Raw genomic sequence first — 22588 nt, forward strand, 5'->3', positions numbered from 1 at the left:
GGACCAAACCGCATGAACAACCCCACGCTTGAGAAACCTACCGTGAACACAGAGCTGCCTTCACCTTTGGCCGATATTCATGACCGCGTGATGGAAGCCTATTACGGCAAGCTGGGTGATCAGTTCATGCGCGAAACGCAGGCCCGCATCCACTGGATCTGCGCCCAGGTCAAAGGGCGTCGGATCCTGGATGTCGGCTGTTCGCAGGGTATCGTGCCCCTGCTGCTGGCACGTGAGGGTTGCCAGGTCACTGGCGTGGACACCAGCCCGCAGGCCATCGAAGAGGCCAAGGGTTACCTGTCTGCCGAACCGGCACACATCCAGCAAAACGTCACGTACATCAATTCAGACTTCCTCGCGCTGGATACGCTCGAGGTTGAGCCGGACACCGTGGTCATCAGCGAAGTGCTCGAACACCTGGTGCGCCCGGAGCTGTTCGTGGAAAAGGCCTACGAACTGCTCAAGCAGGGTGGGCGGCTGGTGATCACCGTACCGTTCGGGGTCAATGATTTCATTGACCACAAGCACACGTTCTACCTGTTGGAACCGTTCCGGCTGCTGGCCGAGCACTTGCAGATCATCGAAGTTAAGATGCTTGGCAAGTGGTTGGGCATTGTTGCCGTCAAGAGTGAAACGCATAAGCCGGGGACTATCGACTCACTGACAGTCGAGCGCGTGCGAGAGCTCGAGAAAGCGTTTGAGTCGATTGAGCGTACGTTGCGCGAGAGCCTGGGCTCAATTGGCACCCGGCTGGCGGACGCGAACAAGAAGTATCGCAGTGCTACCGAGCAAATTGCCCAGCTCAGGCCCGAGGCGCAAAAGGCTGAAGCGCTGTCCAAGCAACTGCAGACACGTGATGCGGATATTGCGAACCTTCAGAAGTCGAACCGTGAAATTCTCGAAGCCAAGGCACAGCGTGTTCAGGAGCTTGAAGAGATCAGGCAGCGTCTGGAAGAGGCCAACAAGAAATACCGTGTAGCAACAGAACAACTCGCGTTGCTGAAGCCCGAAGCCCAGAAGGCCGAGGCCCTTTCGCGTCAACTCAAGGAGCGCGAATCCGATATCGCTGCACTGGAGCAATCAAGCCGGGAAGCACTGGAATCCAGCGTCCGCAATGTGCAGGAGCTAAGTGCAGAGCTCGATACACTCAAGTCTCAGTTGAGCGATGCCAGCCAGAAGTGCCTCAGTGCAGCTGAACAATATGGTCTTCTGGAACAACAGTTCGCGGCACTTGAAGAGGCGCGTGTACAAAACCTTGCAGACGCGGAACAGCGATTCGACGTGCTGCAAAGTCAGTACGCCGAAGCGCAGAAGCAATTGACAGAGGCAACTGACGAAGTTCGCGACGCCACAGACAAGCAACGGCTGCAGGGAGAGCAGCTGCAAACGACACAGGCACAACTACAAGAAGCGCTTCATAACGCAGACGCCCAACGTATACACATCAACCAGCTTGGCGAGACTGTAAGCCAGCAGGAAGAAGCCCTGGAGTCCCTGCAACAGTTGCAACGTTCGATTGAGGAACAGCTGCAAGCAACCGTCCAGCAGCGAACATCCGCTGAGGAGCGTGCAACACTGAAGAGCGCAAAGCTCTTGGAATTGCAGGCAGATCATGATGCGCTGGCAAGCCAGCTCAGAGATACAAACGAACAGCTGAGCCAAGTAGAGGAAGTCAACGGTGGTCATGTCGCCACCATTAACGACTTGCGTGCGTACCAGGCTGCATTGGTTGCCGAACATGAGAAAGCGCAGCAAAAGGCAGCTGAACTACTGGGTGATGAGCAGCAGAAAAATGCAGAGCATATAGATGCAATTACCGCGTTGCGCGCTCATCAGGCGGCAGTTAAAGCAGAGCTCGAATCGCAGCAAGCGGAGTTAGAGCTACAACTGCAGAAGTCAGCTGAACTCCAAGTCGAGACACTACAGGCCAATACTCATCAGGCTGACACGATTTCTGAGTTGCAGGCCCACCAAGCAGAACTGCAAGCAGACCTCGAAGCCCAACTGCACGCGATGAGCGAGCTTCAGGCCGAAGCCGAACAGTCCGCAACAAGCCATAACGAAGCCATTGCTTCGCTTCAATCGCTTCGAGCGGAACTTGAGCGTCGACTACTTGAAGCTGCAGAACTGCAAGATCTAGCCGACCAAGCCAACACGGCCCACATCGAAGAGATCGCACTGTTGCGCGGACAATTGTCGGCAATGGACACCGAGCTGCAAAACCAGATTGATGCGATGACCCGCCTGCAATCGCAAAGCAATCAGGAGATTGCAGAGAAAGACAACACGATCACTACGCTGCGCATGCGCCAAGCGGAACTGGAAGCCGAACTTGAAAGCGAGTTGGAGTATATGAAGGAATTGCAGGCCCAAACACAACGGGCCGACGCTGCTCAGGCAGAAACCATCGCCCTTTTAAAAGCACGTCAAGCGGAACTGGAAGCAGAGCTGTCAAACCAGCGGCAGGCCATGAGCGAGTTGCAGGTTCAAAGCCAAGTGGCGAATGCCTCTCAAGCGGAAACAGTCAATACATTGCAAGGCCGTCAGGCTGAACTGGAAGTTCAGTTGCAGATCATGAACGACGTCCAAGCACAAACCCAGCGCGAGCATGCTGCTCAGGCAAACTCCATCAATGCCTTGGTTGAGCAACGCGCACAGCTGGAAGATCAGCTAGAGCGTTTGGTGCTTGCAAATAATGATTCTGAGGAAGCTCGGGCAGCGCTGACAGAGACCATAAAGTCGCTGAGTCAGGCCAAAGACATGCTGGAAGAACAGCTGATGCTTGAAAGCAGCAGCCGTCAGGCAGCTGAAGCCAGCCTTGCAGCTACCAACGAGCAATGGCAAGGCCTGCGCCAGCAACTGGAAGCTGAACTTAACTCTTCCAAAGCGGGCCTCGGCGCGGCAAACATGAAGTACCGCACTGTGACTGGCGAACAGATCCCACAATTGAAGGCCAGCCTCAATCAACTGCTGGAACGCAGTGCCGCACAGCAACGCAAGATCGACGAGCTTAATGAAAACCTGGGGCGCGCCAACACTCAGCGCCACCTGGCGGAGCAGCGCCTGGTGAAAACCCGCGCAAGCATGACCTATCAGCTCGGCTATCAAATCAAAAATAGCGCCACCTCGCTGGGCGGCTTGGTCAAGCTGCCAGTTCGCCTGCTCCGTCTGTACCGTAAGGCAAGCCAGCAACGCCAGCAGAACGAGCAAAAGTTGCTCGCCAATGAACCGCTCAAGGCACTGCTTCCACCTGCACCTGTGCAGGATGAAAACTACCTCAAGCTACCGGCCACCCTGGCGACCAGCGAGCAGGCCCGCACTACGTTGCTGCGTCAGGTCGATCAGCCCGTCAGCCGCCTCAAAGTGGCCTGCGTGATGGACGAGTTCACCTTCGGTTCCTATCGCTACGAATGCGACCTGATGCCGCTGACGCCTGCGAACTGGAAAGCCGAGATCGAAGGCTTTGGCCCGGAGCTGCTGTTCATTGAATCAGCCTGGCGCGGCAAGGATGACCTATGGGGCAGCAAGGTTGGCCACAACGGGCAAGAGCTGCAGGACATTCTGGCCTGGTGTCGTCAGAACAAGGTACCGACCGTGTTCTGGAACAAGGAAGACCCGGTTCACTTCGAGACCTTCCTGACCACTGCCAAGCAGTTCGACCACGTGTTCACCACCGACATCGACTGCATTCACCGCTACAAAGGTGCACTCGGTCACGATCGTGTCTACCTACTGCCATTCGCTTGCCAGCCAGCGCTGCACAATCCTATCGAGCTGTATGAGCGCAAAGACGCATTCTGCTTCGCTGGTGCGTACTACGCCCGTTACCCGGAGCGTACCCGTGACCTGGGCAACTTCGTCTGTGAATTGCCGAAGTTCCGCCCGCTGGAAATCTTCGACCGCAACTTCGGCAAGAACGACGTCAACTACCAGTTCCCAGAGGAGTACCAGCCGTACATCGTCGGCACCCTGCCCTTCGAGAAAATCGACACGGCGTACAAGGGCTACCGCTACGCGATCAACCTGAACTCGATCAAGCAATCGCAATCGATGTTTGCCCGTCGCGTGTTCGAATTGCTTGGCTGCAACACCCTAACCGTCAGCAACTTCTCGCGCGGTGTGCGTCTGCTGTTCGGGGACCTGGTGGTGACCACCGACAATGGCGAAGAGATGCTACGTCGCCTGCAATTGCTGGCCGAGGATCCGCTTAATAGCGACAAGCTGCGCCTGGCTGCCCTGCGTAAAGTGATGCAAGAGCATACCTATACCCAGCGCCTGGAATACGTAATGAGCAAGGTGACCGGTACCGCGAAGGCCCAACGCCTGCCGGAGATTGTGGTCATCGGCGAGGCACAGGACCGCCAGCAGTTCGACATGCTGCGTGCTCATCTGGACCGCCAGACTTATCCCCAAGTCCGCATGGTCATCATCAGTGATGCCTACCAGAGCAGCATCGTAAGCGATGACCCACGCATCCTGGTGCTCAAGCCGGCTCAACTGAAGAAGAGCTCGCTGGGCGAGTTGGTTGGCAATACCCCTTGGGTCGCAGCTTTCGTGGCAGGCGACTACTACGGTCCGAACTACCTGCTCGACCTGGCGCTGGCAACCCGCTATAGCAATGCGCAGGTGATAGGCAAAGCAGCACACTTCACCTGCAAAGGCCAGCACGCCGAACTGCAGTCCAACGAACAGGCCTACCGTCCAATCCAAAATCTGAGCGCTCGCCGCTCGCTGGTTGCAACCGAAATCGTTGCCGCACAGCCGTTGCGCAGCTGGCTGAAGAGCCTATCGTCACTGCAGTACACCCATGCACAAGGCGTGGCCATCGATCCGTTCAACTACTGCGAGAACGGCGCAGTGCAGCAAGAACGCATCAGCACCGAGGTCAACGACCTTGAGCTGAACCTGGGCATGACCATCGACCAGTTGCAAGCCCGCGCACAGTCCATTGCCCCGCTACAGGTCAGCCACGACGCACCGGAAATCACCGGTCGCGGCTTGGCAGAAATGTTTGGCGTCATTCGCAACAAATTCGTTGACCTGGTGGTTGATGGTGATACGTGGCGCGTGCATTCCAAGCTGAGCGACGGTAAGCATGAGTACATCTATGCCCAGCAGGAAGTGCGTGTGGATGAGTTGGGCTGCGAAGATGGCCGTCTCAAGTTGTTCGTGGACTGCACTCCTGGCCTGAACCTGCAACTGGTGGTGCTGTTCCTGGATGCAGACAAGCAGCGCATTAGCCACGTAATGCAATACGCCAACCGTAATCAGACTGCCGATATCCCACCGGAAGCTGCTTACATACGCTTCGGCCTGCGCGCTTACGCTGCCGGCAGTGCTGATCTGAAGGTGCTGGTCCTTGGCCATCGCAATCTGCAGCCATCGGAAATGATGGGCCGCGGCGAACACTTGCTGCTGACTAACCACTATCCGGCCTACTCCGACCTGTACCGCAACAAGTTTGTGCACACCCGGGTCACGGCCTATCAGGAACGCGGCATCGACGTGGACGTATTCCGTCTACGACCAAACGAGACGGTGAGCTACCACGAGTTCCAGAACGTGGATGTAGTTACTGGCTCCGCTTCGACCTTGACGAAGATGATCGAGAAGAATCGCTACAAGTCGATTCTCGTACACTTCCTCGACGAGCAGATGTGGAACGCGCTGCGTCCGTTCCTGAACTCCACACGCATCACTGTCTGGGTGCACGGGGCAGATATTCAGCCTTGGTGGCGTCGTGAGTTCAATTTCACCACTGACGAGCAGTTGCACCTGGGCAAGCTTGCCAGTGAAAAACGCATGGCGTTCTGGCGCGAGCTTCTGCTGCCGATGCACCCGAACCTGAAACTGGTGTTCGTATCGCGCTACTTTGCAGAAGAGGTCATGGAAGACTTGGGCTTCCGTCTGCCGGAAGGCCAGTTCGAGATCATCCACAACCCGATCAACACCGAACTGTTCGATTATCGCGAGAAATCGGCCGAGCAGCGCAAGAAAGTGCTGTCCATTCGTCCTTATACCTCGAAGACCTACGCCAACGACCTGACCGTGAAAGCGATCCAGAGCCTGGCGGGCAAGTCCTGGTTCAACGACATGGAGTTCTGCCTGATCGGTGATGGTCCGCTATTCGACGAGACTCTGGAACCACTGCGCAACTTCAGTAACGTCAAAATCCAGCAGGGCTTCCTCAACCACACGGAAATTGCCGAGGCGCACAAGGACTACGGAATCTTCCTTTGCCCGAGCCGCATGGACACCCAAGGGGTATCCCGTGACGAAGCCATGTCGTCAGGCCTCGTTCCGGTTACTACCGCCGTGGCTGCCGTTCCTGAGTTTGTAGACAGCGCCTCCGGCTACGTGGTCGAGCCAGAAAGCTACGAACAACTGGCGAAGGCAATCGAGGAGATGTACCTCAACGGCAACACCTTCGTAGAAAAATCCAAGGCTGCGGCCAACCGAGTTCGCGGGCAGAGCGCCGGCGACAAGATGGCAGAGCGGGAAATCGCAGTGATCAAGAACCATTGAAGAAATGATGAAACCTGCTTTGAAGCACTTTGTTTTCACCAATTTTGGTATCGGCATCAAGGATGAATTGTGGCTGTCCTACAGGTTGGAAATCTTTGCCAACACTGTTCTTCCATCCTTGGCCAACCAGAGCAATCAAGGCTTCGAGTGGGTCATCTTCATTGATGAGGCATTGCCGATTCTGCACCGTACGCGTCTTGAACAATTGCTTCGTGACACTGGCCTGAATGCCCGCACGCTTCAGGTCAGTGACTACAGCATGGTCAGCCGGGAAATCATGCAGCTCATCAAAAATGTCGAAGTGACAACGCTCATCACTTCACGCATTGACGACGATGACTGTATTCACGAGAGCGTCATCGAGCTGATTCAGGCTGAGGCCACCTCCGAGCACAACATCTCGGAGGTATTACTCATATCGCTGAAAAACGGCCTGGAGTTCCTGCCTTCGGACGAGTGCTATCGCCCGGTCGATTATGACACGCTGGCTTTGGCACTTACGATGGTCGACAAAACCATTGGCCCCAAAGCCCATGTGATTACCCAGTATGCGCATCATCTTGTCGTATCCACCTTGGAGCAACAGCAGATCTCTGCTGAGCACATTCACCTGACGCGTGAAGAACCGCTGTATCTCTACACCAAACATCCCCTCAGCGATTCCTACTTCTTTGGGGCTCGGGCTCGCATACTCTGGGCGCCTGAGAGCCTTAAAGGCTTCGACCCCTCCCTGTTTGCTCGGTTTGGCCTGCAACCAGCACGGCTTGAATACCTGAGCAAACTGCTCAGACAATCGCCGCTGGGCATGCCTCACAAATACCTTGAGAAACTCAACAACGTACGCCGGCAACTCAGGGCTGAGCAAAAGAGCATCGATGGGCCTGACGCATCCGTGGTGAATGGTCTCTTGTCAAAGAAGGCCAGGCTTGAGATCAAGGCATCACGGCCAAACCCCGTCAAAGCGGGTTCGGTCAAGGTACGCGTCGCCATTCTTGGCTCTAGCGCTTCCCACAATCTGTTCAAGTTTCAGAAGAAGGCACTGGAGCGCTTTGAGGTGTGTTTCTACATGTCTCAATCGTCAGTGATCTCGTACATGGCGCCGCCTTGTCTTGATGCACGGTTCAGCGTTGAGGCAAAAGACGCAGAAGCCTACCGCGTTCAGTGGGATGCATCGAAAGAGCATTGGCAGCAGCTTGAACAATCTCGCCCCGATATCGTTATTGTTGATTTCTTTGACGAAAGCATCGGCATTGCAACGTTTGGCACCTCGATTGTTACAGCCAGCCCGTTGATGCTCAAGACGTTGACCAAATGCGGTATCGATTACTCCGTGCAAGCCCCCTGGAGTGAAGAGGCAAAGCGACTGCGCGCCTGGGCCCTGCCCGTGTTCCTAGATCGTGTAGCCAGCCTGTGCCCGAACATATTTGTGCATCAGGCCAACTGGGCGAGTCAGTACAAGAGCAAAGAAACCATTTCCAGCTTCGCCGGCAGCACCTTCGAGAGTCTGATTGATCTGAATAACGCGATCATCGACCCGATGCTTGAAAGCCTGGATGACTCGACAGTCCCGGTTGAACGTGTTGGCGGCAAAGATGCCGGGCTGATCGCCGGAGGTGCCCCGCGTTGGGCTTACTGCCCCTATCACTACGACAGTTCTTACTACAGAACGATTGCAAAACAAGCTTTTGCGAAGATGGTGCAGTACGTTTCTAAAAATGAGCACAAGTGGGCATTCTGCCCATACTACTACCATGGCACCTACTACAGCACCGTCGCCAAGCAATTGCTGGCGCGGGTCATAAATTGAAGTGAACACACCATGAAGCCATATATTTTCTTTATTGCGCTCCTGACCATGCTGGCTGGTTGTGAACAACCACCTACAGCTGATGTAACGTTGGCAGATAAGTCTGCCAATGCCCTGCACCTGAGTGATTCCACTTATGTGCTTCTCAGAGGGACGCATCAAAAATCTCACAAGAAGCCTAACAATGCGGGATTCCTGAGCATGCATGAGTTCGTTTACTCCGGTGTAGATAAAATTGCCGAAAACGACGTGTATGCAGTTCTCAAAGCCAATGGCTACACCCGCAAGATCATTGCCAATGACGCCAATCAGTTTAAAGTTCAGTACTACAAAAAAGCGGTCCCTCCAATTGGTGCAATTTTCGTCACGCAAAATAAGGACGACGGTTACGAAACACTTGCCAGCATCTACTGGCAGGAAAAATGATGGACGTACGTTTGAAGTTTGTGCGCACGGTTTCGGCCTAATATGAAACTCCAACAGCAGATCAGAGCAACTATCGGCTGGTGCATCTCCCTGGGCATAAAATTTATCCGGGTCGTACCCATCATCACGTTTCTCGTACAAGTCAGCACGCTGGCCAGTCAGATATTTCTTCTCCTGGCATTTTTTTTGCCGCTCAAAGTCATCATTCTGCTGGGCTCGGAAAAAACACCTTCCTATTTCCCGTCCATTTTGCAAACGCTCGAGAAAGATCATTTGATCTATGCGCTGACTGCAGCGGCAGCGCTTTGCTACATCGCCTATTTGATGTCAGAGCTAGCCACCGCACTGCTTTGTCGCAAAGGTACGCGGACACTTCTGGCGCGCACTTCGAAACTTAACTTATTCGAGAACCAAGACAAGATTGCCACCAATGCTTACTCGCGCTTCAATCGCGCCATGGCCGGCGCAGCTTTCTTCAGCCTCAGCGCGCTGGCATTGCTGTACGTATACCCTAGCTTGCTGCTGGCAATTCTTGCGTACTTGGTCATTGCCGGTAGTGTTTGCGTCCTGACGTATAACCACGTGAAAAAAGTTCGCGAGAGTTTTCATAATCATCACGGTCCGATCCTCAACGCCTTGGCCGCGACCGGCTTTCTCTTGAGTTTTTTCTTTCTGGTTACCGACTTTCTATACTACCAACACAGCAAGATCTTCAATGCAGTGATTGCCGTGCTGATCATGCGACAAGGACTGCAGAGGCTGTCCAGCATGATCTTGGACATAGTCGGCCTACGCATTCAGCATAGACAAGTAAACGCGTTGTTCTATCAATCCCAGCCTCTTATCGAACTTCGACCACAGAGCAATGGCCTCGAGTACATTCTGGATGCTGAAAATAGAGAGAAATGGGTCAAAGCACTTCTTGAAAAGCTGAACCTGGAAGCAGCCGGCGGCTACCAGATGCACTGGCACCAAGTGGGCTTTGCAGACATCTACGCGTTCACACTTCAACTGGACCAGCAGGACGATGTAGGCGCACTCTTGGTCAAGGTATTTGGAAGCAATATTTCGTCTTCAGCCTTGCAGGAGCGGACGCTGCTGGTTACACAACCTTGCCTGCCGGGTCTGCCATTTGTTGGACACTATAAAGTCAACGACATTGACTGCCATGTCTACAAGTTTGAAGGTGCAGAAAAGCTGAGCGGCGGCCGAAAAATTGGCGAAGGCATTCTTGCAATTGCTCAGAAACTGATCCTGCTTGAGCCCTCAGCAGCGCTGATTGCTCAATTTACCCGCACGCGCCTGTACCTTGAGCAGCGCCTGGATGAAGCAACAATCAACTCGCTGCGCCTGGCATGCATCAATGTGGATGACACAGGCAACGTTGAACGTATCATCGGCAACTTGCCAGCTATTACCCACCATCTCGCCGCACTCCCCCGCCAGATTGTACCCTTGGACATCACCAACAACACGATACTGGCGTCGCCTACATCCGGATTTGTTCTCAGCCACTGGAGCAATTGGCGAATCGAAGCGATTGGTTGCAGCTGGCCTGTCGCCCAGAAGGACGCATTGCTCGAAACACTGCGCAGCGCAGATCAACGTCAGGCGCTAGCTTCCGCCGACCCTCAAAAAGTGTGGTTGGCCGCACTGATGTACATGTTGGAAAGACACATCGTGCGAAAAGACTATTCGGCAGCCCTTGCACTGACACCCGACATTGTTAAATGCATTGAAATTCTCGATACACCTGTAGCTGCAGAGGGGGCAACGCAATGACAAAAGTCTCAATGATTGTCTGGAACGAGTTCCTCAATGACGCACGCGTAATGAAAGAGGCACAAACACTGCAACGTGCAGGCTATAAGGTTAGGGTATTTGCGCTGCACACCCCTGGTGTCACCGAAGAGTACACCGTCCTGCAAGACGGCATCGAAGTCGTTCGGGTTGCCCGCTCTCCTCTGTGGAAACTGCGCAAGAAAAGTGGACCAGTTGCTACCGATGCAACTGTCAAGGCCACTAGGCCTGCCCCAATCAAAGCCAGCCTGAAGATGCTTGTGTTCAGAGCCATCGCACGCGGCTGGACCCATTTTGCCCTGCTCCTCAAAATGCTTGAGTACCGCGCTCCGGTGGTTCACTCACACGATGTAAACACCCTGCCCACTGCCTGGCTAGCTGCGAAATTGTCACGGTCAAGGCTTGTATATGACGCCCATGAGATCAGCACAAGTCGCGAAGGCTACAAAAGCTTGAGAAAAGTGGTGGGGTTCGTCGAAAAGCGTTTGATGCCATCTGCCAACGGCACCATCACCACAACCGATGCACGCGCCAAATACTTCGCCAGAGCTTACGGTGTGGCGCGGCCACTGGTTCTGCAGAATCGTCCACGGCTTGTCGAGAGCCCGCGCTCCAACAAGATCCGAGATGAGCTGGGGCTGGTGGAATCTTGGCCAATAGTTGTATATCAAGGTGGCTTGCAGCAAGGACGCGGGCTGGAAAAGCTGATCCGCTGTGCACAGCATGTGCCTGATTGCTATTTCGTTCTAATTGGTGGAGGCCGGCTGGCACAACCGCTCATGGCGTTAGCGCACGAGTTGAACATTCAGCATAAAGTCCATTTTATCCCGACGGTAGCGCTGGCTGATCTCCCTAGCTATACGGCCTCTGCCGATATTGGTGTACAGCCTATCGAAAACACGTGCCTGAACCACTATACGACGGACTCAAACAAACTCTTCGAATATGTGATTGCCGGCTTGCCTGTGGTGGCCACTGACTTCCCTGAGATCCGTAAGATCGTCAGAAACAATGACATTGGGTTGCTCGTACCGGCAAATGACGAGCAAGCACTTGGCCATACCATTGCGAAACTACTAAATGATCGCGAACTTCGCGAACGTTTTGCCACCAATGCGAAAAGCACAGCACGGACTTTGAACTGGGAAACCCAGGAAAAGTGCTTAATCGATCTTTATGAGCGGGTACTGTTTGCTCCGTCTCAAACCAGGTAAACCGGCCTTGAAAACCCGCATTCTCTTTTTGAGCTTTTACTACCCGCCGGACCTGTCGGCGGGATCATTCCGTGCGGAAGCATTGGTAAAGGCACTTCTCGATAATGTCAGCGATCATGTGGAAATCGATGTCATCACCACGCAACCTAATCGATACCATACCTTCAAGACCAGCGCTTGCAGCTACGAACAGTTTCCCAACCTGACTGTGCGGCGCCTTGCCGTGCCCTCGCATAAAAGCGGCTTCATCGACCAAGCTTTTTCATTTGGCAGTTTTGCCATGCAAGTGTGTAAAACGGCTAAAAACAAACACTACGATTTGATTTTCGCTACGTCATCACGCCTGATGACCGCATCGCTAGGTGCCTACATATCCAAAAGAACAGGCACCAAACTATACCTGGACATCAGGGATATTTTTGTAGACACCTTGCAAGGCGTTCTCCCTCCGGCACTGGGGAAAATAGCTTCCGTTATATTTTCATCAGTAGAGACTACCACTATCCGGCAAGCCGCCAAAGTGAATCTTATTTCACCCGGATTTACTCCTTATTTCAATAAGCGCTATCCGGAGAAAGCTTTCACTCACTACACCAACGGAATTGATGAGCTTTTCCTAGCACCGCTCCCGACACCCGTTGCTATACAAAGCCTACCCGCGAAACCGCGCAGGCTGAAAATTGTATACGCAGGAAATATAGGTGCGGGTCAAGGATTACACCTGATAGTGCCACAACTGGCCAAACGCCTGGAAATGGAAGTGGACTTTCACCTCATTGGCTCTGGCGGTGCTATTGAGCGACTTAAGAAGGCCATTGAACGCGAAAATGTAAGCAATGTATATCTGGCCCCGCCAATGAGGCGGGACGCCCTACTTAAGCTCTATCGTGAAGCCGACGTCTTGTTTTTACACTTGAATGATATGAAAGCATTCCGTCGCGTGCTTCCGTCCAAACTGTTCGAATACGCAGCTACGCAAAAGCCGATACTGGCTGGTCTGTCAGGCTACTCTGGCCGCTTTGCCAGCAGGCGTATCCAGAACGCAGCCGTTTTCAACCCATGCGATATCGAAGGCGCAATCCGATCCTTCAGAAGCCTGGAGTTCCGCCCGACGGCTCGAAATGAATTTATACAAAAATATTCGAGAACAGCTATCAAAAGGAGGATGGCCTTCGACTTGCTCAAAACCTCACCCAAACATGCGGAGTTTGAGCAGACAGAATAGTAACCAACTACCAAGTTTGCTAGAATTCGAAATCACACCTCTACACCAACCACCCTGGATTTATAGTTTAAAATGAAAAAGATCACCTGCGTTGCTGTTTTGTCCTGCCTGCTCGCTTTGAGCGGATGCAATGAAGAAAAAGGCGTTGATATCCAGCTCCCTTCAGGCGAAAAGCTGACCCTTGAAGGCAGCATCACTAAAAACACCAGCAAGCCTATTGAAAATGGCACCTTGAAGAGCTTCGAAGTTCAGTACACAGTCGCACAAGATGCTACCAAAGCAAAAGTTGATGAGCGCTTCCGCGCGTTGGGCTATGTCGCCTCCGAGCAACCGAATACAGCCTCAACGACTCTAAAAATTCACTACATCAAAAAAGACTCGCCCACAATTGGCGTTTTGGTTAACGACAAAAACCCGGCTGTAGTCAGCATTTATTGGCAGGAAAAAAACCAGTAAACAACGCTTTATTTAAAGTCACTATTTAAATTGCGTAGCTTGGTATTCCCACTAAGGACGATTCTTAGTGGGAATATGCTTCTAAGTAACAGACCACTCTCATAGCATCCATCTCATTCCCCAGCAGATTGACTAAGCCCCCAAGAAGCAAGTCGCAAACTAAAAAAATTAACACTGAATAGCGGCTAACCATCACATAGGGACACAAGGCAAAGGACAAATGAAGATCCATTACGAAGCATTGACAAGCGATTGGTTTGACAGGGCAATGAGCTCGGGTCCAAACAGAGGCGATTGGCAGCCAAAACATCATCTGGACTTGTTCAGACCTTGGCCGGAAAAGTATGTATCCGACTATCACCAGCCATTCAACCCGTTCGCCTTTGCAATCAACGCATGCGCTCTAGATGCTTCGAGCAAGAAAAATGGCTTTTCAAAAACCATACATGACCAGATCAATTACCTTGATCTAGCAGCATCTATCTATACAGAAACCATAGAAGACCACGACTATATTAAAAATGACTTTGCGTTCCCGATGTACTGGGCAACAATGAAAAAGCCTTTCTATGGCGCATTCATGAATGCTTACACGGCATACGGATACATGCGACTATACGAAGCAACCAAAAATGAAAAATATTTAAATAAGTCTTTCAGATTAATCAGAACAATCATATCAAAAGACGCCAAAATTAAAATATCCGGAAAAGATTCGAAAGATGATCTTTGGTTATACGAATACGTCTTTACACCTCAAGACAATGAGGTGGAGTACCTAAAAAAGCTGGGCACCGAGATGCAAGAGGATGGCAAGATGCGTTTTCGCGTCTACAATGGCCACATAGGCGCAATCATTGCTCTGATGAAATTTCGAAAACTAACTAACATGCGCTTTGCCGACCATATCATCGAGCAAGCAATTCTAGCAATGTCAAAGAATCTAGCCAGCCAGATATTTGATAACAAATACTTCTCCTATTCTCTTGAAGCCGTAATTCTGCCAGATTACGGACAAGCAAGAGCCGTACACCTTGCGAAATGCCTTGCCGAAGCAACAGACGACGAAAAATTGAAAGCAACCGCCAGCACATTTGAAAGGTTTTATTCGACATTCATCAAAGAATGCGAGCGAGACACCTACCTAGCAGGGAGAGACGCTGCACGTACTTTCTACGGATCCCTGAAAAACCAAGCGATGAATACCGAAGTGCCTAAACCTTTGTAGCACGACTCGCTTTAACTCTTTGAATTCTCCGAACTCACCGTATAAAAACCTTCCGAAGGTCATAATTTACTTGAGCAGGCTGCCCTTTAGGTGGCCTGCTCAATAGCGTGACGGGCTTCACAAACGCTGCAAAACCTGGATTCCGTCGTTAAATTTATAATCGTGATACAGGATTTCGCTTTCCAGACATTCTGAAGCCCAAGAGGTTCAATGAACCCTAACAAAATTGTCAGATTGGATCCAGAATGCGACTCTTACTCACGCTAGGCTAAAAATTCGCTCAGTAAGGTGAATTGATCGTAAGGCTGCGTTGCATTCCTAATGCTGCCTATGGATAATGAATCCTCTGTTACATCTTTGTGGCTTTGTGAGTGTTTCAACCTATCTGCCCTCTACGGAAGCGAAGCGGCTCAGGACTAGGCTAGGTCCAGGCAGGGAAAGATTCTACATCCTTTCATTAAATATTCTAGAAGGCTGACGCGAATAGTGATCAAGAACTTAATAATTTACGGTAGCTGTGTATCTAGAGATATATTCAACCTAGAAGAGAGCCGAAACTTTAAGTTAACGGATTACTTTGCAAGATGCTCAATGGCCTCACTATCTAGCGCCCCTTACGAAAATGAGGAAGCGCTGAATCGTATACCTTCAGACTTTCGGCGGCGCATGGTTGCATGCGATTTCTCTAAGAAAATACTTACAGAAGCGGAAAAGCTCAGCAGTGCTGACGTAATATTGATCGACCTTATCGATGAAAGATTTGATCTGGTCACCTTACTCACTGGGCAAATCCTTACCAATTCGAATGAGCTTTCCGAAAGTGGTTTGCTGGCTGACAATTGCGTCAGTGGCTACCAATTAATCAAGCACGGTTCTGCCGAACACCGTGAGCTATGGATTCAGGGAATGAATAAATTCCTGAGTGTGCTGGAACAGCATAACAAGCTAGACACCGTTGTTGTCAATAAAGTCTACTGGGCTACCCGCTTTGAACATGCCAGTGTCTCTGACTTCCCTGCTTCCTTGGCTGCTACCGAAAAAGCCAATCAGGAGTTGGACTGGATGTATAGCGAACTCGAAAAAAAGCTCGGAAAACATCAATTCCTACAATTCCAACCTGACTTTCTAACAGCGGACGAATTTCACCGCTGGGGTGCATCCCCCTTCCATTATTGCGAGCGCTACTACAGAAAGGCCTTGGAACTTTTAATAACTGCGACAAACTTCGACAACGACGCAGATATTGAAACAATCGAATTATTGCCGACTGCTTTACCTCTCGTTTCCAACGGAGCCAAAGTTACTGCTTCGGCCTATAAGACCGAGAGCGATATCTTTGCTCACTGCTCATTGGTAATGGACGGAAAGATTCACGAAAGCGGCAACTTTGCATTTTATCTGCTCATTGACGGCACTCGTCATGCGACACGTTGGTATGAGGCTTCACAGTCTGCGCGCTTCCCTGCTCCAGAAATTTCAGGAGAAATAACCGTGATGGCTTTCTATCAAGATCCAAACGGGGAAAAAATCTCCTGCCAGTGCACTGCGAAAGACTTCAAACGTCCTGAATGTTAGCCAGGAATAAGTCGGTCACTCACTACATCTTGATCGGGTTTCTTTCTCACACAGGATTTTCGGTCGGCTAATGTCCCGAGAACGCCCTCCTGAAAACTGGACTCAGATCTCTCCGATAGTCAGGTATGCGGTATCGCAACCGCCACCTGCAATGGGTAAAGCGTAAGCGATCCATAAACCCCACCCGTTACATGAAGGACGGGGAAATCAGGTATTCGAGTCGGGCACCTGCCCCGCTTGAGTCTTTAACCCGAACAACTTGTCAGCTAGCTGTCGGCCTCGCTCCAGCCCCTCCGCCGTCAACCAGATGGATTTGTTTCTATTAACTGGATCACTGATGAAACCCCGTTCATGCAGTCGATTCATGATCTCGAAGTCAAATCCTTTCCACGCGTTACCTTTGTCGGAGCTATAGGCTGCCAACAAGGCAAGCACTGCGTCTTCAATCAGTTTTTCGTCGTATTCCATGGTCGTTACCCCGCTCTTGTCCTTCAAGCGCTTCGTAGGCCCCATCTGACCCACGATGGGGGAGCACTTAACTATGTATTTTAGGCGTGCAACTCCACGGCAGCAGCGCTTCGTAGTCTTCCACGGAGGACGCCTGGCGTTCCAGTGCGTGGCGCAGCCACGCATAGGGCTCTTGGCCGTTGGCTTTGGCCGTCTCGACCAGGCTGTAAAGTTGCGCACTGGCCGTCGCCCCTCTGGGCGTGTCACTGAACAACCAGTTCTTTCTGCCGATGGCAAACGGGCGGATCGCACGCTCGGCTGCGTTATTGTCGATCGGTAAGCAGCCGTGCTCAATATAGCGTTCCAACTTGCTCCAGTTGCTGGCCAAGTAGCCGATGGCCTTGCCCAAGGCATTCTGCGTCGTGACCTGAGGTTGCGTTTTCTCTACCCAGCTTTTCAGCTGAGCCAGCAATGGCAGGCTGCGCTCCATGCGGGCAGCCTTACGATCTTCATCGCTGCCGTCCTTAAGGTCGCGCTCGATGCCATACAGCTTGTTGATCAAATTCAGGGCGATGTCTGCGCGCCCGGTTTTACCCTTGGGCTGCACTTTCTGCGCTTCGACGAACTTGCGGCGTGCGTGCGCCCAGCAGCCCAACCGCTCCACGCCGTCCTGTGCAGCTAGCGCGTTGTAACCGGCGTAGTCGTCGGTCATGACAAAGCCGCGATAGCCATCCAACAGGCGCGTCGGCACCTCCTGCGCTCGGCTGGTGGCGTAGTCGAAAAGGATCACTGGCCGCTCAGGTGGGCCGCCGGTTTGCACCCACATCCAGGATTGGCTGCTGGGCTCACGACCCGGCTCTTTCAACACCTGCACACGCGTTTCATCACAGTGGATGATCCGACTGCTCAACAGGCTTTCGCGCATCAGACTCAGCAGCGGTTGGAAGTGCTCGCTGCATTGAATCACCCAGCGTGCCAGGGTTTGGCGCGAGAGATCGATACCGTGGCGCCCCAACACTTTTTCGAAGCGATGAAGCGGTAGGCCGTCTACGTATTTGGTGGTGAGCAGCATGGCCAGCACACTCGGGCTAGCCATGCTCTTCTCGATCACCTGGGCAGGCTTGTCCGCCGTTACGGGCGCTGACTCGCAGTCGCGGCAGCCATACACCTTGCGAACATGTTTGATGACGCGAATCTGCATCGGGACGATTTCAAGCTGTTCGCTGACCTCTTCACCAATGGCATGTTTGCGGCAGCCACAAGCGCACGTCAGCTCATGCTCGGGCAGTTCGTGGACAACCTCGATACGCGGCAAATCAGCCGGCAGTGGTTTGCGGTTACCACGGCGCTTGGTCGGTGCAACGACTTCTTCGTCGCCGGCCTCATCCAAGGGTTCTGCCAGGCTTTCCGCTTCGTCGAAGAGCGGCAACTGTGGCGTCGCCGCATCGCCTGTCTGCTCGGTCTTTCGCCCGAACAGGCGCTGGCGCAACAGCGTAACTTCCTCTTCGAGATGAAGGATCTTGCCCTTGTCGGACGCCCGCTCGTTGATCATCTGCTCAAGCAGTTGCTTGAGCAGAACAGGATCGTCAGGGAGGTCTTCGGGCATGGAAATCATGCCGCGGATTATACCGAATCAGGCGACGTATCGAGGCGTCAAAACCTGATGCGGACGGTTGCGCCAGAGGTCGAAGCCGTCGAGTAGCCAGTTCAGTTCCTGAACGGTCAGTACGATGGCCACGTCAGTCGGATCGGGTGAGGTTTTGAACCGTTCGGAGTCCAGGCGTTTGAGCCAGAGGCAGAAGCTGTTGCGTTCCCAGTACAAGATCTTCACGCGGTTGCGCGGCTTGTTGAGGAAGACGAAAAGCACCGGGTCGAACACCGCCACTTTGATATCGAGTTCGACCAGCGCAGCCAGGCCATCGATGGACTTTCGGAAGTCGACGGGCTTGGGGTAGAGGTATACTTTTTCGACTTTGGCGTCGGGTCGCATCATAGTCGGCGAACTCCAGAAAGAAATCGGGAGCACAGCATCGGGGATCAGGTAAGCGCTTTGAATGTGGGTTTCATCGAGCGCTTACGAAGCGCCGTACCTCGCCTGATCCGAAGATTATCGTTTGGGGCGACTCCTACGCGATGCACAACATCCCGGGGATTTCCCAGTCGCAAAAAATCGACATTCGCCAAGCCACCCGCAGTGCATGCGCCCCGTTCCTGAACACCGAACCGAACGCCAAGCGGAGCAATTTCGAAGAGCTGGCACGTCAGTGTGTTGGCTTTAACGACAGCGCCTTCAAATTCATCAGCGAAACACCTTCGATCGACACTGTAATTCTGGCGGGCTCATACGGGCAGTACATGCAAGACACCTACAAGTCGATTTCTTTCGACGCCAGTGGAGCTATGCAGATCGCGAAGTCGACACCGGAACGAGCTATGAAGGATATGCGAGAGGTTGTCGAGAAACTTAAGGCGCTGGGCAAGCAAGTGGTAATCATTGCCCCACCACCACCGCTCAACACCACTCTAGTGGGATGCATTCAGGGGGAGATGGCAAACCCATCGCTCACCAATCAATCCAGCAAGTGCATGCTTGATAGGAAACTGTTCGAACGCTCCCACAAGAATGTGCTAAACCTCATGAAGTACGCGGAGAGTTCTCTCGGCGCCAAAGTTAGCTACCTGTCCGATGCGCTTTGCGATGCCAATTCGTACAAAACGATCATTGATGGCGTGCCAATCTACCGAGACCCGGGCCACTTGAGCACAACAGAATCGCTTAAATTGTACGAAAAGATGCCAAATATCTTGAGTACTATCACTGGTAAACACCAGTCATAAACTACACGCCCCCTCGCAAGAGGGAGCTTTGAGCATCAGCAATACTGTGCGGTCAAAGGCTCATGAGGTGGCCCTCCACACAAGGCGTGGCTTTAGTACTCAATAAACCCTATCCTGCACCAACCGCTTCAAATACTGCCCATACCCGTTCTTAGCCAATGGCTCAGCCAACCTCAGCAACTCCTCCGCCCCAATCCACCCCTGCCTGTAAGCAACCTCTTCCGGACAAGCCACCTTCAACCCCTGCCGCCGTTCAATCGTGGCGATATACCCGCTAGCCTCCAACAACGAGTCATGCGTCCCGGTATCCAGCCAGGCATACCCGCGCCCCATGATCTCCACCGACAACCGGTGCTGCTCCAGATACGCCCGGTTCACGTCGGTAATCTCCAGCTCGCCACGCGCAGACGGCCGAATGCCCTTGGCAATCTCGATCACGTCATTGTCGTAGAAGTACAACCCGGTTACGGCATAGTTGGACTTGGGTTTGGCCGGCTTCTCTTCCAGGCTGATCGCATTCCCCTGCCCGTCGAACTCGACCACCCCATAACGTTCAGGGTCCTGCACGTGGTAGGCAAACACGCTGGCACTGCCCCGGCGGTCCATGGCGCTGCGCAGCAGTTGCTGGAAGTCGTGGCCGTAATAGATGTTGTCGCCCAGCACCAATGCGGTGGGGTCGTTGCCGATGAAGTCTTCGCCAATCAGGAACGCCTGGGCCAAGCCGTCCGGGGATGGCTGCACGGCGTAGGTGATGTTGATGCCCCAGCGGTGGCCATTGCCCAGCAGTTGCTCGAAGCGCGGGGTGTCTTGCGGGGTGGAGATGATCAGGATGTCGTGAATGCCCGCTAGCATCAGTGTGGTCAGCGGGTAATAAATCATCGGCTTGTCGTACACCGGCAGCAGTTGCTTGGAAATGGCCAGGGTCGCGGGGTGCAAGCGGGTACCCGACCCACCTGCCAGGATGATGCCTTTGCGCTTCATAGTGGTCCTTTCTCGTGGATTTCCGTCAGCATGCGAGCCACACCCAGGCGCCAGTCTGGCAGGGTCAGGGCAAAGGCCTTCTGCAGTTTATGGGTATCTAGACGCGAGTTGGCCGGCCGCTTGGCCGGGGTCGGGTAGGCCTCAGTGGTCAAAGGCGTGACCTGTTCGGCATGGGTTTTCAGCCGCACGCCATGAGCAGCCGCTTGCGCCAATACGTAACGGGCGTAGCCGCACCAGGTGGTTTCACCGCCGGCGGCCAAGTGGTACAGGCCGCCCAGGGCCGGATTACGGCGGGTGGCGATGATGGCATGGGCGGTGATGTCTGCGATCAGTTCGGCGCCCGTCGGGGCGCCGTGCTGGTCGTCGATCACGCCGAGGCTGTCACGTTCCGCCGCCAGGCGCAGCATGGTTTTGGCGAAGTTGTTGCCGCGGGCGGCATATACCCAGCACGTGCGGAAAACCAGGTGCTGGCAACCAGCGGCCAGAATGGCTTGCTCGCCAGCCAGCTTGCTGGCGCCATAGGTGTTCAGGGGGCCGACGGCGTCGTCCTCACGCCAAGGCTGGGTGCCCTGCCCCGGGAACACGTAGTCGGTGGAATAATGTACCAGCAGTGCGCCGCAGTCGGCGGCAGCTCGGGCCAGCACATCGACAGCTTCGGCGTTGACCCTGAAGGCCAGTTCCCGGTCGCTTTCGGCCTTGTCCACGGCAGTGTAGGCAGCGGCGTTGACGATGACATCGGGTGCGAAGGCGCGTACGGTTTCGGCCAGGCCATGCAGGTTGGCCAAGTCGCCACAATGCGCCTGGCTACGGGCGTTCAGTGCCAGCACCTGGCCCAGCGGGGCCAGGCTGCGTTGCAGCTCCCAGCCTACCTGGCCGTCCCTGCCCAGTAGCAATACCTTCATGCAGAACGCCCTGCGTAATTTTTCTCGACCCAGTCGCGGTAGCTGCCGGACTGCACGTTCTGCACCCATTCCTGGTTGTCGAGGTACCAGGCCACGGTTTTGCGAATGCCGGTTTCGAACGTTTCGGTGGGTTTCCAGCCCAGTTCGCGCTCCAGCTTGCGGGCATCGATGGCGTAACGGCGGTCGTGGCCAGGGCGGTCGGTCACGTAGGTGATCTGTTCGGCGTAGGGCTTGCCGTCGGTGCGCGGGCGCAGTTCGTCCAGCAGCGCACAGACACGGTTGACGATTTCCAGATTGGGTTTTTCGTTCCAGCCACCGACGTTGTAGACCTCTCCGGCTTTGCCGGCTTCCATCACACGGCGGATGGCGCTGCAGTGATCCTTGACGAACAACCAGTCGCGAATTTGCTGGCCGTCGCCGTACACAGGCAGCGGCTTGCCTGCCAAGGCATTGACGATCATCAGTGGGATGAGCTTTTCCGGGAAATGGTAGGGGCCGTAATTGTTGGAGCAGTTGGTGGTCAGCACCGGCAGGCCATAGGTGTGGTGATACGAACGCACCAAGTGGTCGCTGGCGGCCTTGCTGGCCGAGTACGGGCTGTTGGGCTGGTACTGGTGGGTTTCGGTGAAGGCCGGTTCGCCAGCCGTTAGCGAACCATAGACTTCGTCTGTGGACACATGCAGGAAGCGGAATGCCTGGCGCGCCGGCCCATTCAAGCCACCCCAGTAGGCACGCACGGCTTCCAGCAAGTGGAAGGTGCCAACGACGTTGGTTTCGATGAAGGCTTGCGGGCCGTGGATCGAGCGGTCGACGTGGGACTCGGCGGCAAAGTTGACGATGGCGCGTGGCTGGTGGGCTTTCAGTAATTCTGCGACGAGCTGGCTATCGCCAATGTCGCCGTGCACAAAGATATGGCGCTTGTCGCCCTGAAGGCTGCGCAGGGTCTGCAAATTGCCCGCGTAGGTAAGTTTGTCCAGGTTGACCACAGGCTCATCACTGCCGGCCAGCCAGTCCAAAACGAAGTTCGCCCCGATAAAGCCTGCACCGCCGGTTACCAGAATGGTCATGTTTGTCTGCTTCCGTTGTCAGAGTCTGCTCTTCCACTTTCCAAATTCTAGCCTGTTAGCGGATGGTTCGAGAGCGAAGACGATGTCAACGTGACAT

At 53.7% G+C, this 22588-nt stretch carries 16 protein-coding genes; 10 read left to right on the forward strand and 6 right to left on the reverse strand.

What is annotated here, in order from left to right; genetic code table 11:
* Positions 1-12 precede the first annotated feature (12 nt).
* The 9 genes from APH42_RS01525 (at position 13) to APH42_RS01565 (ending at position 16256) form a co-directional block, all read left to right on the forward strand.
* Entirely contained in the window at positions 13-6525 is a 6513-nt protein-coding gene (locus tag APH42_RS01525) for a methyltransferase domain-containing protein (RefSeq protein ID WP_060492567.1), read from the forward strand.
* Between the two features lie 7 nt (positions 6526-6532).
* Positions 6533-8332, forward strand: coding sequence for a DUF6270 domain-containing protein (locus tag APH42_RS01530; RefSeq protein ID WP_082421365.1), 1800 nt, complete (start codon positions 6533-6535; stop codon positions 8330-8332).
* Between the two features lie 12 nt (positions 8333-8344).
* Positions 8345-8758 (forward strand): hypothetical protein, encoded by a 414-nt coding sequence (locus tag APH42_RS28955; protein WP_082421364.1) that lies wholly within the window; start codon positions 8345-8347, stop codon positions 8756-8758.
* Positions 8759-8800: 42 nt separating this feature from the next.
* Positions 8801-10540, forward strand: a complete 1740-nt coding sequence (locus tag APH42_RS01540) for a hypothetical protein (RefSeq protein ID WP_060492569.1) — start codon at positions 8801-8803, stop codon at positions 10538-10540.
* Positions 10537-11772 (forward strand): glycosyltransferase family 4 protein, encoded by a 1236-nt coding sequence (locus tag APH42_RS01545; protein ID WP_060492570.1) that lies wholly within the window; start codon positions 10537-10539, stop codon positions 11770-11772. The genes APH42_RS01540 and APH42_RS01545 overlap by 4 nt, the downstream gene beginning before the upstream one ends.
* 7 nt (positions 11773-11779) lie before the next feature.
* Positions 11780-12997 carry a glycosyltransferase family 4 protein gene (locus APH42_RS01550; RefSeq protein WP_256217751.1) on the forward strand — a complete coding sequence of 406 codons (1218 nt, stop codon included), beginning with the start codon at positions 11780-11782 and terminating at the stop codon, positions 12995-12997.
* 72 nt (positions 12998-13069) lie between these two features.
* Positions 13070-13453, forward strand: coding sequence for a hypothetical protein (locus APH42_RS01555; RefSeq protein WP_060492572.1), 384 nt, complete (start codon positions 13070-13072; stop codon positions 13451-13453).
* 220 nt (positions 13454-13673) lie between these two features.
* Positions 13674-14681, forward strand: a complete 1008-nt coding sequence (locus APH42_RS01560) for a D-glucuronyl C5-epimerase family protein (protein ID WP_060492573.1) — start codon at positions 13674-13676, stop codon at positions 14679-14681.
* Between the two features lie 486 nt (positions 14682-15167).
* Positions 15168-16256, forward strand: a complete 1089-nt coding sequence (locus APH42_RS01565) for a DUF6270 domain-containing protein (RefSeq protein WP_060492574.1) — start codon at positions 15168-15170, stop codon at positions 16254-16256.
* A gap of 207 nt (positions 16257-16463) precedes the next feature.
* On the opposite strand, the gene APH42_RS01570 is transcribed toward APH42_RS01565, so the two are convergent.
* The 3 genes from APH42_RS01570 to tnpB all read right to left on the reverse strand — a co-directional run bounded on the left by APH42_RS01570 (position 16464) and on the right by tnpB (position 18696).
* Positions 16464-16724, reverse strand: coding sequence for an IS66 family transposase (locus APH42_RS01570; RefSeq protein WP_060492613.1), 261 nt, complete (start codon positions 16722-16724; stop codon positions 16464-16466).
* Between the two features lie 67 nt (positions 16725-16791).
* Positions 16792-18318: an IS66 family transposase gene (locus APH42_RS01575; protein WP_060492575.1), complete on the reverse strand. Its 1527-nt coding sequence runs from the start codon at positions 18316-18318 to the stop codon at positions 16792-16794.
* Between the two features lie 18 nt (positions 18319-18336).
* The gene (gene tnpB / locus APH42_RS01580) at positions 18337-18696 is read right to left on the reverse strand and encodes an IS66 family insertion sequence element accessory protein TnpB (RefSeq protein ID WP_060492576.1); all 360 of its coding nucleotides are present in this window, start codon (positions 18694-18696) and stop codon (positions 18337-18339) included.
* 113 nt (positions 18697-18809) lie between these two features.
* Here tnpB and APH42_RS01585 point away from each other — a divergent pair, with 113 nt between their 5' ends.
* Positions 18810-19541 (forward strand): SGNH hydrolase domain-containing protein, encoded by a 732-nt coding sequence (locus APH42_RS01585; RefSeq protein ID WP_374701032.1) that lies wholly within the window; start codon positions 18810-18812, stop codon positions 19539-19541.
* Between the two features lie 99 nt (positions 19542-19640).
* Here APH42_RS01585 and rfbA read toward each other — a convergent pair whose 3' ends face one another.
* Genes rfbA through rfbB form a run of 3 tightly spaced genes read right to left on the reverse strand, consistent with a single transcriptional unit; the run spans position 19641 to position 22491 of the window.
* Positions 19641-20522, reverse strand: coding sequence for a glucose-1-phosphate thymidylyltransferase RfbA (gene rfbA, locus APH42_RS01590; RefSeq protein WP_060492578.1), 882 nt, complete (start codon positions 20520-20522; stop codon positions 19641-19643).
* Positions 20519-21424 (reverse strand): dTDP-4-dehydrorhamnose reductase, encoded by a 906-nt coding sequence (rfbD, locus tag APH42_RS01595; RefSeq protein WP_060492579.1) that lies wholly within the window; start codon positions 21422-21424, stop codon positions 20519-20521. Before rfbD ends, rfbA begins: the two co-directional genes overlap by 4 nt.
* Positions 21421-22491 carry a dTDP-glucose 4,6-dehydratase gene (gene rfbB, locus APH42_RS01600; RefSeq protein ID WP_012271056.1) on the reverse strand — a complete coding sequence of 357 codons (1071 nt, stop codon included), beginning with the start codon at positions 22489-22491 and terminating at the stop codon, positions 21421-21423. The genes rfbD and rfbB overlap by 4 nt, the downstream gene beginning before the upstream one ends.
* Positions 22492-22588: the final 97 nt, after the last annotated feature.

The sequence above is a fragment of the Pseudomonas sp. NBRC 111140 genome (assembly GCF_001320885.1).
Classification (GTDB): Bacteria; Pseudomonadota; Gammaproteobacteria; order Pseudomonadales; family Pseudomonadaceae; genus Aquipseudomonas; species Aquipseudomonas putida_P.

Coding starts and splice junctions, on each gene's coding strand:
- rfbD (WP_060492579.1), bottom strand. CDS start 21,424: ATGAAGGTATTGCTACTGGGCAGGGACGGCCAGGTAGGCTGGGAGCTG.
- APH42_RS01540 (WP_060492569.1), top strand. CDS start 8,801: ATGAAACTCCAACAGCAGATCAGAGCAACTATCGGCTGGTGCATCTCC.
- rfbA (WP_060492578.1), bottom strand. CDS start 20,522: ATGAAGCGCAAAGGCATCATCCTGGCAGGTGGGTCGGGTACCCGCTTG.
- APH42_RS01555 (WP_060492572.1), top strand. CDS start 13,070: ATGAAAAAGATCACCTGCGTTGCTGTTTTGTCCTGCCTGCTCGCTTTG.
- tnpB (WP_060492576.1), bottom strand. CDS start 18,696: ATGATGCGACCCGACGCCAAAGTCGAAAAAGTATACCTCTACCCCAAG.
- APH42_RS01545 (WP_060492570.1), top strand. CDS start 10,537: ATGACAAAAGTCTCAATGATTGTCTGGAACGAGTTCCTCAATGACGCA.
- rfbB (WP_012271056.1), bottom strand. CDS start 22,491: ATGACCATTCTGGTAACCGGCGGTGCAGGCTTTATCGGGGCGAACTTC.
- APH42_RS01575 (WP_060492575.1), bottom strand. CDS start 18,318: ATGATTTCCATGCCCGAAGACCTCCCTGACGATCCTGTTCTGCTCAAG.
- APH42_RS01525 (WP_060492567.1), top strand. CDS start 13: ATGAACAACCCCACGCTTGAGAAACCTACCGTGAACACAGAGCTGCCT.
- APH42_RS28955 (WP_082421364.1), top strand. CDS start 8,345: ATGAAGCCATATATTTTCTTTATTGCGCTCCTGACCATGCTGGCTGGT.
- APH42_RS01570 (WP_060492613.1), bottom strand. CDS start 16,724: ATGGAATACGACGAAAAACTGATTGAAGACGCAGTGCTTGCCTTGTTG.
- APH42_RS01560 (WP_060492573.1), top strand. CDS start 13,674: ATGAAGATCCATTACGAAGCATTGACAAGCGATTGGTTTGACAGGGCA.
- APH42_RS01530 (WP_082421365.1), top strand. CDS start 6,533: ATGAAACCTGCTTTGAAGCACTTTGTTTTCACCAATTTTGGTATCGGC.